The 14,643-nt window shown below is 70.3% G+C and carries 16 protein-coding genes; 5 read left to right on the forward strand and 11 right to left on the reverse strand.

Going from position 1 to position 14,643, the window contains the following annotated elements; genetic code table 11:
• Positions 1-26 precede the first annotated feature (26 nt).
• From ABT304_RS18875 to ABT304_RS18885, 3 genes are read right to left on the reverse strand one after another with little or no spacing between them, the layout of a single operon-like run.
• Positions 27-986 carry a sugar kinase gene (locus ABT304_RS18875; protein WP_350717465.1) on the reverse strand — a complete coding sequence of 320 codons (960 nt, stop codon included), beginning with the start codon at positions 984-986 and terminating at the stop codon, positions 27-29.
• Positions 983-1,723 (reverse strand): fumarylacetoacetate hydrolase family protein, encoded by a 741-nt coding sequence (locus ABT304_RS18880; RefSeq protein ID WP_350717467.1) that lies wholly within the window; start codon positions 1,721-1,723, stop codon positions 983-985. The genes ABT304_RS18875 and ABT304_RS18880 overlap by 4 nt, the downstream gene beginning before the upstream one ends.
• On the reverse strand, positions 1,720-3,012 hold the full coding sequence (locus ABT304_RS18885) for an MFS transporter (protein ID WP_350717469.1): 1,293 nt from the start codon (positions 3,010-3,012) through the stop codon (positions 1,720-1,722). The genes ABT304_RS18880 and ABT304_RS18885 overlap by 4 nt, the downstream gene beginning before the upstream one ends.
• Before the next feature lie 134 nt (positions 3,013-3,146).
• On the opposite strand from ABT304_RS18885, the gene ABT304_RS18890 reads away from it, so the two are divergent.
• Positions 3,147-3,935, forward strand: coding sequence for an IclR family transcriptional regulator (locus ABT304_RS18890; RefSeq protein ID WP_350717470.1), 789 nt, complete (start codon positions 3,147-3,149; stop codon positions 3,933-3,935).
• Here ABT304_RS18890 and ABT304_RS18895 read toward each other — a convergent pair.
• The gene (locus tag ABT304_RS18895) at positions 3,916-4,719 is read right to left on the reverse strand and encodes an alpha/beta hydrolase (RefSeq protein WP_350717472.1); all 804 of its coding nucleotides are present in this window, start codon (positions 4,717-4,719) and stop codon (positions 3,916-3,918) included. The two genes, ABT304_RS18890 and ABT304_RS18895, sit on opposite strands and share 20 nt — an antisense overlap.
• Before the next feature lie 16 nt (positions 4,720-4,735).
• Between ABT304_RS18895 and ABT304_RS18900 the strand changes: the two genes are divergently transcribed.
• Positions 4,736-5,314, forward strand: a complete 579-nt coding sequence (locus ABT304_RS18900) for a PadR family transcriptional regulator (RefSeq protein WP_350717474.1) — start codon at positions 4,736-4,738, stop codon at positions 5,312-5,314.
• A gap of 13 nt (positions 5,315-5,327) precedes the next feature.
• Here ABT304_RS18900 and ABT304_RS18905 read toward each other — a convergent pair whose 3' ends face one another.
• From ABT304_RS18905 to ABT304_RS18920, 4 genes are all read right to left on the reverse strand, one after another.
• Positions 5,328-5,939, reverse strand: a complete 612-nt coding sequence (locus ABT304_RS18905) for an MBL fold metallo-hydrolase (protein WP_350717476.1) — start codon at positions 5,937-5,939, stop codon at positions 5,328-5,330.
• Positions 5,936-7,036: an S-(hydroxymethyl)mycothiol dehydrogenase gene (locus tag ABT304_RS18910; RefSeq protein WP_350717477.1), complete on the reverse strand. Its 1,101-nt coding sequence runs from the start codon at positions 7,034-7,036 to the stop codon at positions 5,936-5,938. The genes ABT304_RS18905 and ABT304_RS18910 overlap by 4 nt, the downstream gene beginning before the upstream one ends.
• Before the next feature lie 107 nt (positions 7,037-7,143).
• On the reverse strand, positions 7,144-8,166 hold the full coding sequence (locus ABT304_RS18915; protein WP_350717479.1) for a 2Fe-2S iron-sulfur cluster-binding protein: 1,023 nt from the start codon (positions 8,164-8,166) through the stop codon (positions 7,144-7,146).
• 3 nt (positions 8,167-8,169) lie between these two features.
• Positions 8,170-9,402, reverse strand: coding sequence for a cytochrome P450 (locus ABT304_RS18920; RefSeq protein WP_350717481.1), 1,233 nt, complete (start codon positions 9,400-9,402; stop codon positions 8,170-8,172).
• A 141-nt stretch (positions 9,403-9,543) separates the two neighbouring features.
• On the opposite strand from ABT304_RS18920, the gene ABT304_RS18925 reads away from it, so the two are divergent.
• On the forward strand, positions 9,544-10,482 hold the full coding sequence (locus tag ABT304_RS18925; protein WP_350717483.1) for a helix-turn-helix transcriptional regulator: 939 nt from the start codon (positions 9,544-9,546) through the stop codon (positions 10,480-10,482).
• A 5-nt stretch (positions 10,483-10,487) separates the two neighbouring features.
• Here ABT304_RS18925 and ABT304_RS18930 read toward each other — a convergent pair whose 3' ends face one another.
• Complete coding sequence (locus ABT304_RS18930; RefSeq protein ID WP_350717485.1) at positions 10,488-11,033, reverse strand: TetR/AcrR family transcriptional regulator; 546 nt, start codon at positions 11,031-11,033, stop codon at positions 10,488-10,490.
• On the reverse strand, positions 11,030-12,223 hold the full coding sequence (locus tag ABT304_RS18935; RefSeq protein WP_350717487.1) for a cytochrome P450: 1,194 nt from the start codon (positions 12,221-12,223) through the stop codon (positions 11,030-11,032). Before ABT304_RS18935 ends, ABT304_RS18930 begins: the two co-directional genes overlap by 4 nt.
• Before the next feature lie 185 nt (positions 12,224-12,408).
• Here ABT304_RS18935 and ABT304_RS18940 point away from each other — a divergent pair, with 185 nt between their 5' ends.
• Both ABT304_RS18940 and ABT304_RS18945 read left to right on the forward strand, forming a co-directional pair.
• A complete protein-coding gene (locus ABT304_RS18940) occupies positions 12,409-13,962 on the forward strand; it encodes a sodium-dependent transporter (protein WP_160026070.1) in 1,554 nt (517 codons plus the stop codon).
• A complete protein-coding gene (locus ABT304_RS18945; RefSeq protein ID WP_160026071.1) occupies positions 13,959-14,090 on the forward strand; it encodes a methionine/alanine import family NSS transporter small subunit in 132 nt (43 codons plus the stop codon). The genes ABT304_RS18940 and ABT304_RS18945 overlap by 4 nt, the downstream gene beginning before the upstream one ends.
• Before the next feature lie 90 nt (positions 14,091-14,180).
• Here the strand turns inward: ABT304_RS18945 and ABT304_RS18950 are convergent, their stop codons facing one another.
• Complete coding sequence (locus tag ABT304_RS18950) at positions 14,181-14,627, reverse strand: cupin domain-containing protein (protein ID WP_350717489.1); 447 nt, start codon at positions 14,625-14,627, stop codon at positions 14,181-14,183.
• Positions 14,628-14,643: the final 16 nt, after the last annotated feature.

Here is a 14,643-nt window from a genome sequence, read left to right on the forward strand (position 1 = left end):
GCTTCCTTTCACTGGTGTCTTCGTGCTCACTGCAGGGTCAGGGTGGAGGTGGTCGCGAGGAACCGCTCCAGTCCCTCCCGGTCCGGCAGGCCGTCCTTGTCGCCGGCCGAGGTCGTGGCCAAGGCCCCCACGGCGGCGGCCCGCTCGAGTGCCGGCCGGATCCCCAGACCGTCCAGATGGGCGCTGATCAGACCGGCGGCGAAGCCGTCTCCGGCGCCGACGGTGTCCACCGCCTCGACCCGGAACGCGCCCTGCCGGACGGTGCCTTCCGGGCCGAACCCGACAGCACCGGCACAGCCGTTCTTGACGACCACGCGCGTGACGCCCGAGGCGAGATAGTGCTCGGCGATGCCCTCGGGGTCGCTCTGCCCGGTCAGCACCCGTCCCTCCTCGACCCCCGGGAGCACCCAGTCGGCGAGCATCGCGACCTCGTTCACGACCGAGACCATCTCTTCCTCGCTCGCCCACAGCGACGGCCGCAGGTTCGGGTCGAACGACACGCTCGCGCCGCCCGCCCGGGCCGCGGCGATCGCCTGGAACGCGAAGTCCCGCGCCGTCGCCGAGATCGCGAGCGGGATGCCGGTCAGGTGGAGATGACGGGCAGTGGAGACGTACGTCCTCATCTGCTCGCTCCACACCAGCCGGCTGCCCGCGGAGCCGCGCCGGAAGTAGACCACCTCCGGGTCGCCACCATCGGCCCGCGACTTCAGCTGGAAGCCGGTCGGTGCTTCCCGGTCGATCTCGACCCGCGACAGGTCGATGCCGCAGCGGCCGAGCTCCTCCTCGATGAACCGACCCAGCGGGTCGTCGCCCAGGCGCCCGACCCAGCCAGAGCGATGTCCCAGCCGAGCCAGCCCGGTCGCCACGTTGGTCTCGGCCCCGGCGGTCGCCTGCACGAAGGTCGCCGCCCGGTGCAGCGGTCCGCTCTCCTGGGCGACGAACATGGCCATCGCCTCACCGAAGGTGACCGCGTCCATCCCGGTCATGCCGCTCCCCTCTCCGTACGCTCGCCCATTCCCTCGGTCACCGGGTTGACCAGTTCCCCGATGCCCGCGACGCTCGCGGTGACCTGCTGTCCCGGCCGGATCGGCAGGCTGGTTCCCGGGGCGCCGGTCAGGATCACGTCACCCGGCCCGAGCGGGAGGAACTCGCTGACCCACGCGACCACCTCGGCGACGCTTCGGGCCAGCTGGTCCGTGCGGGCCCGCGGCGAGGTCGCGTCGTCGACCGCGAGCCCGACCACCACGCGGGCCGGGTCGAGATCGGTCTCGATCCACGGCCCGAGCGGAGTGAACCCGCGCTGTCCCTTGGCCTGCGTCCACAGTGAGTCCTCGGCCTGCAGGTCGCGCCCCGTGACGTCGTTGGCGACCGTGTAGCCCAGCACCGCGCCAGCGCTCCCGACCACGACCGCGAGCTCGGCCTCCGCGTGGACCAGTCCGAGCTCTGCTCGCACCGGCACCGGGTCACCGGGTCCGATCACGGACCGGGCCGGCTTGAGGAACGCCTGCGGCGGCAGCCGCCGGTCGCCCGGCCCGGTGTTGTGGGCCATCCCGACCACCGTGCGCGGCTCGACCGGAGCCAGCAGGCGGGCATCGGCGAGCGGCACCCATCGGTCTTGGCACCGGATCTCCGGGGCGAACACGTCCTCGATCAGGCGATAGCCGTCGGTCTCGACCACCGCGTGGTCGATCCCGTGGGGATGCTCGATCCGGGCGATCCTCATCGAGCAGGCTCCGGGTTCTCGGCGGAAGGCGCCTTGACCAGCAGCATCACCACGGCGGCCAGCGCCAGGCAGCCCGCCATCAACAGGAACGACGCGTCGGTGCTCCCGGTGGTGCCGTTCAGCCAGCCGACGAGGTAGCTGCCGGCGAATCCGCCGAGCGCACCGAACGAGTTGATCAGCGCGATCGCCGCTCCGGCCACGTTGCGCGGCAGAAACTCCGGGATCTGCGCGAAGTACGGGCCGTACGGGGCGTACATGGCACCGCCAGCAACTGCCAGCAGGAGGAAGGAGAGCCAGAACTGGTCGGGCCCGAGCAGGTAGGAGCCGTAGAACGCCACCGCGCCGAGCAGCAGCCACGGCCACACGAACCGGCCGCGCGTCCCGGCACGGTCGGAGGCACGGCTGTTGAGGATCATCAGCACGACCGCGAGCACGTACGGGATCCCCGAGATGAGCCCGGACATCCCGATGCCCTGGCCGGAGGCCGCCTTCACCATCGACGGAAGCCAGAAGACGAAGCCATAGACTCCGACGCTCCACAGGAAGTACTGCAGCGAGAGCAGGATGACGTTGCGCGACCGGAACGCCTCGCCGTAGCCCTTCATCGGGGTCAGCGCACGCTGCTCCTGGTTGAGCTGGTCGACGACGGCGTCGCGCTCGGCCGGGTTGAGCCACTTCGCCTGCTCGGGGTGGTCGCTGACCATGGCCCGGAACACGAACGCCCAGGCGACCGCGGGCAGGCCCTCGATGATGAACATCCACCGCCAGCTGGTGGCCTCGATGAGGAAGCCGGACACGACCGTCAGCCACAGCACCGTGACCGGGTTGCCGAGGATGAGGAAGGTGTTGGCACGGCCGCGCTCGCGGCTGGTGAACCAGTGGCTGAGGAAGATGACCATCGCCGGCAGCACCGCCGCCTCGACGACACCGATCAAGAAGCGTACGACGATCAGCGCGGTCGCCGAGCTGAGCAGCCCCTGCACCGAGGCGAGCACGCCCCACGCGATGAGGCTCCAGAAGATCAGCGACCGTACGCTGCGCCGCTCGGCGTAGATCGCTCCCGGGATCTGGAAGGCGAAGTAACCCAGGAAGAACGCCGCACCGATGAGCGCGGAGACCGCCGGCGTGATGGCGAGCTCCTCCTCCATGCCACCGGCGATGCCGATGGAGAAGTTGGAGCGATCGAGGTAGGCGAGGCTGTAGGTGATGAAGACGATCGGCAGCAGGCGTGCCCAGCGCTGCGTGCCGATCGTCGCGCCGGAGTCGGCGCGGAGGTCGGAGGTGGTCATCGGGTTCCTTTCGCTCCACTCCCGCGTGGCGGAAGTCACTTTCACCATGCGAGTGTGGCGGCGGCCACATCAGCCCGTCAACGCATTCCTTCCATATTTCAGATATCGCTTCCACCATATGGAAGAATGGCGGTATGGACGACACCACGGATGCGGCAGCCAAGCGCGACATGGTCGGCAAGGCGCTGCTCCTGCTCGACCGGCTCGCCGCCTATCCCTCCGGCGTACCGCTCTCCGCTCTCAGCCGGGAGACCGGCTTCCCGCTCAGCACCTGCCACCGGCTCGCGGCGGCGCTGATCCGCGACGGCTTCGCGACCTTCGACGAGGACAGCAAGCGCTACTCCCTCGGGCTCAAGGTCTTCTCCCTCGCCCAGTACGTCGCGCACCGCCGCGGCTTCGCCGGCTCGGCGCTGCCCGCGCTGGAGGAGCTCACCGAGCAGACCCGCGAGACCTCGCTGATGTCGGTCCGCTCGGCTCACAACCAGCTCTACGTCCACCACGTCCAGGGACCGCAGCAGGTCAGTGTGATCGGCACGCCGGGCGGCCTCGGACCGCTGCACTGCACCTCGATGGGCAAGGTCCTGGTGGCTTTCGCCCCCGACGCCGAGCGGAAGGGCCTCGTCGACGACCTCGACCTGGACGCCAAGACGCCTCACACGATCGCCGACCGCGCCGCGTTCGCGGAGACGATCGACCAAGTGCGCGAGCAGGGGTACGCCGTCGCGGACGAGGAGCACGAGATCGGCATCCGCGCACTCGGTGTCCCCGTCCTCAGCCCGGACGGCCATGCCCTCGCCGCTGTGTCGATCGCCGCCCCTTCCTACCGGATGGAGATGGCCCGGATGGTCGAGCTGCTCCCGCACCTCCAGGCTGCCGCCGAGCGGCTCTCGATCGTGCTGCCGATCACCTCGCGGCGTACGTGACGACCTGCTGACCGAGCGGCGTGAGCCGGCCCTCTTCGACCACCAGCTCCCAGCCGTGCCCCGCCTCGACGGGGACGAACTCCGAGGACGTGGCCTGCGCCAGCGCCTGGGCGGCGTCGGCCTCCTCGGCGCCGTCGGTGTCCTCGGCGATGGCGATCGGGCCCGGCGTGCTGATCGAGTCGGCGACCGAGGCCAGGTCGACGCCGGCCCAGTTCGACGGCCCCGACAGGTCGACCCAGCCGTCGACGTCCACGCCGGCGGCGACGGCCCGGACGGTCTGACTGCCTCCCATCGAGGCGCCGACCAGCACGACCGGCGCATCCGGCCACTGCTTCTCGACCTCGCTCAGCACGGCCTGCACCTGCGGCACCGGGTCGTCGGGGTCCTTGATCCCGCAGTCGGCATCGCCGTAGCCGCAGAGGTCGAACGAGAGGCCGGCGACGCCGTGGAGAGCCGCAAGGATCGCGAAGTCTCCCCAGCCGCAGCGGTCCCCGTCGGTCTGGTGGAGCATCACCAGCACCGCCGACGGGTCCTGGCCGTCCGGCGGTGAGAAGCGGATGGCCGGCAGCTCGAGCTCCTTGCCGACGACCTGCATCGGCTCCACCCCGGCGTCGGTCTCCGGCAGGAAGCAGCCGCCGAGCTCGCCCTCGATGTACGGCCCGTCGGTGGGCAGCACCGGACCCGACGCCTTCGCCCTCGCCGGGCCGGCGTCGTCGGCGCCGCAGCCTGCCAGCAACAGGCCGAGGATCGCCGCCCCGGCCGCTACGCACTTCATGCTCCGCATATGTCAATATTGACATATGAATGATCCCGAGGTCACCGCTTCCAACCTCGGCTTCGCGATCCTCGGCCTGCTGGCACGGCGAGCGAGCACCGGCTACGAGGTCGCGCAGCGGATGCGCCAGCCGATCGGCTACTTCTGGACGGCCCGCCACTCCCAGATCTACCCGGAGCTGAACCGCCTCGACGCCGCCGGCCTGGTCGACCACGAGGTCATCGACGGAGCCGGCCCCAGGCCGACGAAGCGCTACCGGATCACGGAGACCGGCCGGGCCGCCCTGGCTGCCTGGGTCGTCGGCGACCTCGAGCCCCAGCCGGTCCGTGACCTGGAGATCCTCCGGCTGTGGTCCATCTGGACCGTCGAGCCCGACGCCGCCACCGAGCTGGTCGGCCGGCTCGAGGAGGCCCATCAGGGCGCCCTCGACCACTACCTCGAGGAGCTGGCCGAGATCGCCGACCGCCCCGGCGTCCGCGACCCGTCGAACCCGCTGTTCGCCACACGGATCACCCTCGAAGGAGGCATCCGGTCGCGGCGTACGGCACTGGAGTGGTGCGCCTGGATGCGCGCGGAGTTCGCAGACGCCGAGCGACGCGGATAGCCGGGGTCCTGCGTCAGCCCAGACCGGCGGCTTCCGCGGCGATCGTGGTGTCCTCGCCGTGCCCGGTGTGGACGACCGTGTCTCCAGGAAGCGTGAACAGCTTGGCCCGGATCGACAACTCGATCGTGGGCCGGTCGCTGAACGAGCGCCCGGTCGCCCCGGGACCGCCCTGGAACAGGGTGTCCCCGGTGAAGACGCACCCCAGCGACGGCACCGACAGACAGACCGCCCCGGGCGCGTGACCCGGCGTGTGCAGGACGGTCACCGAGGTGTCGCCGATCTCGATGACCTGGCCGTCGGACAGGTCCGCGTCCCACAGCTCGTCCGAGTGGGTGAGCTCCCACAGCGGCCGGTCGTCGGGATGCAGCAGGATCGGGGCCCGGACGGCCTCTCGCAGCGCCGGCGCCACGCGTACGTGGTCATCGTGGGCGTGCGTGCAGACGATCGCCTTCACGCGGCGACCGTCCACCACGGCCAGGATGTCCTCGACCGAATGAGGGGCGTCGATGACCAGGCACTCCTCGTCGTCACCGATCACCCACAGGTTGTTGTCGACCTGGTGGGTCTCGCCGTCGAGGCTAAACGTGCCGCTCGTGACGGCGTGGTCGATGCGTACGCCGGTCACAGGACCACCACCGAACGCAGCACGCCACCGTGATGCATCTTCTCGAAGGCCGCCTCGACATCCTCGATCCCGATCTCCTCGCTCACGAAGGCGTCCAGGTCGAGCCGCCCCTGGCGATAGAGGTCGACCAGCATCGGGAAGTCGCGGCTGGGGAGGCAGTCGCCGTACCAGCTGGACTTGAGGGCACCACCGCGTCCGAAGACGTCGATGAGCGGGATCTCGGGCACCGTCATGTCGGGCGTCGGCACACCGACGAGCACGACGGTGCCGGCCAGGTCGCGGGCGTAGAAGGCCTGCTTCCAGGTCTCCGGGCGCCCGACCGCCTCGACGACGATGTCGGCGCCTTCGGCACCTTCGTACGTCTCCGAGCAGATCCGTCGGATCTCCTCGACCGGGTCGGCCTGCGAGGAGTCCACGGTGTGCGTCGCGCCCATGGCCGCGGCGCGCTCCAGCTTCTTCGCGTCGATGTCGACGGCGATGACGGGGCTCGACCCGGCCAGCGCCGCACCGGCGATCGCCGCCACTCCGACGCCGCCGCACCCGATGACCGCCACCGACCTGCCGCGGGTCGCGCCGCCGGTGTTGATGGCGGCACCGATACCGGCCATCACGCCACAGCCGAGCAGTCCGACAGCGGCAGGCCGGGCCTCCGGGTCGACCTTCGTGCACTGACCCGCCGCGACCAGCGTCTTCTCCGCGAAGGCACCGATGCCCAGCGCGGGCGAGAGCTCCGTGCCGTCCTCGAGCGTCATCTTCTGGGTGGCGTTGAACGTGGCGAAGCAGTACTGCGGCTCGCCGCGCTTGCATGCCCGGCAGCTGCCGCAGACCGCGCGCCAGTTGAGCACCACGAAGTCACCCGGTGCCACGTCGGTCACGTCCGGACCCACCGCCTCGACGACCCCGGCGGCCTCGTGACCCAGCAGGAACGGGAAGTCGTCGTTGATCCCGCCCTCGCGGTAGTGCAGGTCGGTGTGGCACACCCCGCACGACTGGATCTTCACCACCGCCTCGCCCGGTCCCGGGTCCGGGACGTTGATCGTGACGAGCTCGACGGGCGCGCCCTTGGCACGGGCGACGACGGCCTTGACCTGCTGCATGTCTCTCCTCTCGAGGCGCCGGAGGCATCCGGTCGCTCGCGCTCCATCCTGGGGGTTTGTGATATATCTCGGCAAGAACCGGTCTCGGCGCCGGGGGTTTTCGCGGGTCAGACGCTTGGTCCGAGCCCGTCGGCCGGCTCGAACTTCTCGCGATGGATGAGCCGGGGCGCCATCCGGCGCCGCTTGAACGCCTTGACCCCGGCGTCGACCAGCGCCGGCGAGCCGCACAGCCACCCGGACCAGCCACGGGCGCTGGCGACGTCCTCGACGAAGGCGTCGGGCGCGTAGCCGCTGCGGTGACCGGGTCGCGTCTCCCGGGAGAGCACGGTCACGACGCTGAAGCTCGGATACCTCTCAGCCAGCTCCGCGAGCCGGTCGGTGTCGTAGAGGTCCGCCTCGGTGCGTACGCCGTGGTAGAGCACCATCACCCGGTCGGGGTGGCGTTGGAGCGCGGTGCGGGCGATGCCCAGCAGGGGCGCCAGACCGGTGCCGCCACCGATGAGCACCATCGGCTCGCCCTCGTCCCGGTCCGCGTCCGGGACGTGGAAGTCGCCCAACGGGCCGCGTACCTCGACCCGGTCGCCGACGGCCACCGGCCCGAAGAGCCAGTCGCTGGCCACGCCGCCGGGGATCCGGCGTACATGGAGCTCGAGGACCTTGTCCTCCTGGGCGGTGTTGGCGAGCGAGTACTGGCGGCGCTCGGCGGTGCCGGGGACGAGCACCTCGACGTACTGTCCCGCCGAGAACGCGAGCGGCTCCTCGAGACCGAGCCGGACGCGCCGGGTGTCGCGGGCGACATCCTCTACGTCGACGACGGTGGCGGTGAGGTCACGGAGCGGATGGGTGGCGCGGCCCGCCTCCGTGCCACGCAGAGCGACCTCGGTGTCCTCGAGCGGCCGGGCCTGGCACGCCAGCGCCAGACCGCTCGCGCGCTCGTCCGCGGTCAGCGTCTCGAGCGGCGAGTCGCGGTGGTCGACGTCGCCGCACAGGATCTGCAGCTTGCAGGTGCCGCAGGTGCCCTGGTTGCAGGAGTTCGGCATCCACACGCCGGCGCGGAGGAACGCCTCCAGGATCGACTGGTCCTCGGCACACTCGACGCGGCGGCCGGAGACACTGATCGCGGCGGACATCGCTCAGACCTCCCAGGTGCAGTGCAGGCTGGTCGGGCCGCGGAATCCCCAGCCCCAGAACTCGATGCCCTCACCGGTGTCGCGCTCCAGGTTCGGGATCGCCTCGAAGAGCTCCTCGAGCCCGATCCGCATCACCTGGTTGGCGTAGTAGATGCCGGCGCACGCGTGGTTCCCGGCGCCGAAGGCGAGGTGCGGCAGCGGCGGCCGGTGCAGGTCGTACGCCGTCGGCGCATCGTATTTCCCGGAGTCGTGGTTCGCGGAGCCGTAGGAGAGGATCACCGGGGTCCCGGCGGGCAGGTCGACGCCGGCGATGGTGACCGGCTTGGTGCTGATCCGCGCGGTCGCCGACCAGATCGGGGAGGTCCAGCGCATGCCCTCGGAGATGGCCCGCGGCAGCAGCGACGGGTCGTCGACGACCTCCTCCAGCTGCTCGGGGCGGCTGAAGAGCCCCACCAGGGTCGAGGCCATCCCGTGGCCGGGCTCCTGCATCGCGCCCAGCAGGTAGACGTAGATGGTGGGGTAGATGTACGCGCGATCGCGGGTCTTTCCCGGCGGCATGCCGTCGTGGAGCCAGTGGGAGATCGCGGTGTTCTCGGGGTGCTCGATCCACCGGTCGATCAGCGGGTCGACGACCGCCTGGATCTCGGCCCTGGCCTCGTCACCGGGGGTGAAGCCGTCGGGGTTGGTGAACTCCCCGTTCTCGTCGACCGCGGCGTTGGTGAACGAGACGCTCAGCTTGTGGAACCACTCGCGGAGCTTGTCGGAGGAGACCGACTGCAGCCCGAGCAGGTCGCCGAGCGAGCGTACGGAGACCGGCTCGCAGTACTCCGCGACCAGCTCGGCGCGGCCGCGTTCCTCGAACTGCTCGACGTAGTTCCGGGCGATCGGGCGGACCAGGTCGTCCACCCAGCTGTCGACCTCGGCCGGCTGGAGCTGGGGCTCGACCATGCCGCGCAGGTCGGCGTGGATTTCGCCGTTGACGCCGATGATCGCCGGGTGCCCGAACGTACGTCCGCCGGCCGGGGTGATCACCGCCTCGAAGTCGGGGCTGGTGGCGACCTCGCGGCAGATCTCCGCGGTGGAGGCGACATAGGAGCCGAGGACCGGGACGAAGGCGAGCGGCGCCTCGCGGCGAAGGCGCTCATAGGTCGGGTAGGGGTTCCGCTCCAGCTCGGTCATCGTCACCTCGTCGAGCCAGGAGAGGTCCTGCTTGCCGGGTTGCTGCGTGGTCGTCATGGGTGCTCCTCGGGAGGGTGGGAGGTTCCGAACAGGACTCGAAAGTAGGTCGGTCCCGACGCAGCGGCGACACGGATTGCGCGGGTTCGGCACCCTGAGCGCGGCCGATTTGTGACGCTCGTCTCAGGTACGCTCAGCGGCATGTCCGGTCGTATGCGAGCCGCTCCCAGGGACTGGGGGCAGGCCTCGCGCGTCGTGGCCCAGGCGTACTTCCCGCACGAGCTCCGGCCGGTCGGCGGCGCGCACGAGCCGCGGCTCACGCTGCGTACGCTCGATCTCGGGCCGGTCCTGATCGGCCACGTCGGCTGGGGCGCGGACGTCGCGATCGAGTGCGACTACCCGAGCGCGTACGAGGTGAACATGCCGATCACCGGCCACCTGGAGAGCCGCGGCCGGTTCGGGGAGATCACCTCGGTGGTCGGCCAGGGCACCGTCTTCCGGGCCGACACCCCGTCCCTGATCAGCCACTGGGACGCGACCTGCACCGTGCTCGGCGTGAAGTTCGACAGCGACTGGCTGGAGGTCGAGACCGAGCGGATCCTGGGCACCGATCGCGTCAACACCCGCGCCATCCTCCCGGAGCAGCTGTCGCTGGAACGCGGCCGCGGCCGCGCCTGGCACCGCCTGATCACCAGCCTGGCCGCCAACCTGCACGCCCCGGACCTCTTCGCCGACAGCGAGCTCGTACGCCGCCAGCTCGCCGGCGCGGTCGCCGCCGGCCTGATGGAGATGTGCTGCCCCGACGGCGGTGTCACCGCAGCTGCGCAGCCGAGGACGATCCGCCGCGTGGTCGAGGCCCTCCACGACGACCCGGCCCGGGCCTGGACCGCCGCCGACATGGCCACCCTCGCCGGCACCAGCGTCCGCCGCCTGCAGGAGGGCTTTCAGCAGTGGCTGGGTTGCGCACCCTCCCGCTACCTCCTCGACATCAGGCTCCAGCGCGCCCACGCCGACCTCACCACCGACCCCACCCTCAGCGTCGGCGACGTCGCGGCGCGGTGGGGCTTCTCCTCCGCGAGCCGTTTCGCCGCCGCCCACCGACGGAAGTACGGCACCGCCCCGTCGGCCGCCCGCCGCTGACGGGTCTAGCTGCTCGCCGGCACCACGAGGAACCGCTCCAGCAGGCGGCGCTCGGCTTCTTCGTCGTCGCCGGGGTTGGAGAGGAACGACAGGATGATCCGCAGGATCCAGTCGGCGAGGTCGGGATCGGTGGTTTCCGAGTCGGAGGCGAGGTAGCTCTGGGCGACGCCGCGGATGACAGGGGAGTCGTGGAGGACCTCGCGGAGGAGAGTGCTGTCACCCGCGTACCAGGCGGCGAGGTGGGGGCGCTCGCGCACGGCGGCGAGGCAGGCGACGACGGCCTCGACCACGCGACTGCGGGAGTCGGTCACCTCGGCCGCGACCTCCCCGACCTGCTTGGTGATGAGCCGCGCCTCGCGGTGGGCGAAGGCGTAGATCAGCGCCTGCCGGTTCTCGAAGTAGCGGTACAGGGTCGCGCGCGAGCAGCCGGCCGCGCGGGCGACCTCGTCCATGCCCGGCTTGTCGACGCCCCGCTCCACGAAGAGCGCGCCCGCGGCGTCGAGGATCCGCTCGGCGGCGAGCTCGGTCCGCTCCGCCTCGAGCCAGCTCACGCCGTCACCTCGACGTGAAGGCTGACGGGCCTGCGTACGTAGCTCCCCGGCGCCCATCGCAGGGAGTCGTGGTCGACGGTGAAGGACGGCATCCGGGTGAGTATCTCGGTGAGCGTCACCCGGCCCATCATCCGGGCGGCCGCCGCGCCCAGGCAGTGATGCGCGCCCTGAGCGAAGGTCAGGATCTGCCGGGGCCGGCGGGTGACGTCGAGCTCCTCGGCGTCCGCGCCGAAGGCGCGCGGATCCCGGTTCGCCGCGGCGTAGCAGAGCAGGACCTTCTTGCCCGCGGGAATGGTGACGTCGTGGAGAGTGACGTCGCGGGTGGTGGTCCGGGCGAGCCCCTGCACCGGCGAGGTGAGACGCAGCAGCTCCTCGACGGCGGCCGGAACATCCTGCAGGGCGAGCTCGCGCTGGTCGGGGCGCTCCGCCAGCAGCGGGAGGCCACCACCCAGCAGCCCGGTCGTCGTGTCGTTGCCGCCCGCGACCATCGTGAAGGCGAACGCGAGCACCCGCAGCAGGCCGGCGTCATCATCGGCCTGCCCGGCGGCGACGAGATGGGAGACGGTGTCGTCGCCGGGCTCCCGCCGGCGCCGCTCGATGAGCTCGGCGAAGTAGCCCATCAGCTCGGCGGCGGCACCGGCTCCGATGCTCTCGTCCTGAGCGGCGTTGGCCGTCACGATCGCGTCGGTCCACACGTCGAAGCGACCCCAGTCCACCTCGGGGACGCCGAGGTAGTGGGCCACCACCATGCTCGGCAACGGCTTGAACAGCTCCGTGACGATGTCCCCACCGCCGGCGGCCCTGAGCTGCTCGACCCGCTCGACGACGAACTGGGTGACCCGTGGAGTCACGTCCTCGACCTGCTTCGGGGTGAACCCGCGGTTCACCAGCTTTCGGAACGCCGTGTGCGCCGGCGGATCGGTCATCACCATCGGCGGGTTGTCGGCCAGCCCGATCCGGTCGAGCTCGTCATGAGCGGTCGTCAGCCCTCCGGTCGAGCTGTACGTCTCGTGGTCACGCACCGCCGCGTAGACATCGTCGTGCCTGGTCAGGACCCAGTAGTCACCCCGGGCGACGTGATGGACCGGCTCGTGCTCGCGCAGCGCGGCGTACATCGGCCACGGGTCGGCCCACGACTCCCCGCTCAACGGGGCGTACGCGACCCGGTCGTGAGACACATATGAGTTCATGTCTCACACAATCAACACTCAACGCCTCTTTGTCAATGGTTCGGACGACGCCGCCGACAGCCGCCAAGCCCCGAAATCGACCGCTGGCGGCCGGATGACTATTGTCTGTGATCGGCGTCACAAGCGTCGCCAGCAGTACATTCGGCGCCACAAGCGCCACGCACATATCGAGCAAGGAGGCGGATATGAGCACGACACCTGAGGGCGTGCAGGAAGCAGCCGCGGCAAAACGCGGAGCGTTCTCATCGCGACAGGTCTTCATCTTCGCGGCGATCGGCTCCGCGGTGGGCCTGGGAAACATCTGGCGTTTCCCCTACGTCGCCTACGACAACGGGGGTGGCGCGTTCGTCATCCCCTACATCGTCGCGTTGCTGACAGCCGGAATCCCGTTCCTGTTCCTCGACTACGCACTGGGCCACCGCTACCGCGGATCCGCCCCGCTGTCGTTCGCGCGCCTGCGCCGCGGCACCGAGGGCCTGGGCTGGTGGCAGGTCGGCATCTGCTTCATGATCGCCATCTACTACGCAGCCGTGATGGCGTGGGCGGTGCGCTACACGATCTTCAGCGTCACCAAGGCCTGGGGTGACGACCCGGAGGGCTTCTTCTTCGGCGAGTTCCTCAAGGCCGGCGATCCGGGCGTCGACGCCACCCCCGTGTGGGGAGTGCTGATCCCGCTGCTGCTGGTGTGGGTCGCGATCCTGGCCGTCATGCTGCTCGGCGTCCAGAAGGGCGTCGGCGCGACCTCGGCCATCTTCATCCCGATCCTCGTCGTCGCCTTCGCGATCCTCGTGGTGCGCTCGCTCTTCCTCCCCGGTGCGGCCGAGGGGCTGGACGCGCTCTTCACCCCGAACTGGGGAGCGCTGACCGACGCAACGGTGTGGGCGGCGGCGTACGGACAGATCTTCTTCTCGCTGTCCATCGGCTTCGGCATCATGATCACCTACTCCTCCTACGTCCACAAGCACACCGACATGCCGGGCTCTGGCCTCGTGGTCGGCTTCGCCAACTCCAGCTTCGAGCTGCTCGCCGGCATCGGCGTCTTCGCCGCGCTCGGCTTCATGGCGCAGGCCAACGGGGTCGCCGTCGGCGAGGTCGCCACCTCTGGCATCGGTCTGGCGTTCGTCGCCTTCCCCGCGATCATCAGCGAGGCGCCCGCAGGGGCCCTGATCGGGGTGCTCTTCTTCTTCTCCCTGGTCATCGCCGGCTTCACCTCGATGGTGTCCATCGTCGAGGTCGTGATCTCGGCGGTGCGTGACAAGTTCGAGATGACGCGCACCACCGCCACGATCGCGGTCACCGTGCCGATGGCAGTGCTCAGCCTGGTGTTCTTCGCCACCACGAGCGGGATCTACGTGCTCGACATCATCGACCACTTCATCAACCAGTTCGGCATCCTGCTGGTCGCGGTGATCTCGATGCTGATCATGAGCTGGGGGCTGCGCGTGCTGCCGACGTTCAGCGACCATCTGTCCGACGGCAGCTCGATCGTCGTCGGCGCCTGGTGGCGGATCCTGGTCAGCATCGTCGCTCCGATCGGCCTGGTCCTCGTGCTCGGGCTCTCCTTCTGGGAGGACCTGAAGACCCCCTACGGCGGCTACCCGGGCTGGATGCTCGCCGTCTTCGGCTGGGGCGCCGCCGGCGCCGTCATCGTCTTCGGGTTCCTGGCCGCTCAGGCCAAGTGGCGAGACCCCGAGGCTCTGTCCACGGTTCACTTCAACGAGAAGGGAGCACAGTCATGAGCGGCTCCGCCATCGTCATGATGCTCGTCGCGATGCTGGTCATCTGGGGAGGCCTGGCCCTGGCCGTCGTCAACCTGCGACGCAGCCCGGACCTTCCGCGCGAGGACGAGATCCGGCGCGACCTCTGACGGGTCACCGACCCGAACACACCGGGCCTGCCTCGGAACGCGGCACGACGTCGCGTTCCGAGGCAGGCCTCTGTTGTCGAGTCGCGCGGATCACCCGCCCGCGAGCGCGACGCCATGGCGCTCGGTGACCGACATGATCGCGGCCATCGAGTCCGCGGCCGGCTGGTCGGCGGGAACAGAGCTGGCGAAGTCGGCGAAGAACCGGCCGGCGCCGTCGCCGGTGGTGATCGCGAGGAACCGGGCGGAGTCGCCGACGACCTCGAAGGTGAGGGGCGTCCCCGCGGGGCAGACGACCATCCCGTGGGGTTCCACGTGGTAGGCCGTGCCGTCGACGTACGCGGTGACGCGACCCTCGAGCAGGTACAGCACCCCGCTCCACGGCGAGACGTGTGGCGGCGCCATCGGCGCGGCGGGGGCGACGACCTCGAAGACCTCGAACGCACCTTGGGCGTCCTTCACGGCCGCCTTCGCGATGTGGTCGCCGTCGATCATCGGAATGTGCCGGCCCTCGTCGGGCCGAACGTACGTGGTGCTCATGACTCCTCCTCCGGTT

This window comes from Nocardioides sp. NPDC000445 (assembly GCF_040300245.1).
Lineage (GTDB): Bacteria > Actinomycetota > Actinomycetes > Propionibacteriales > Nocardioidaceae > Nocardioides.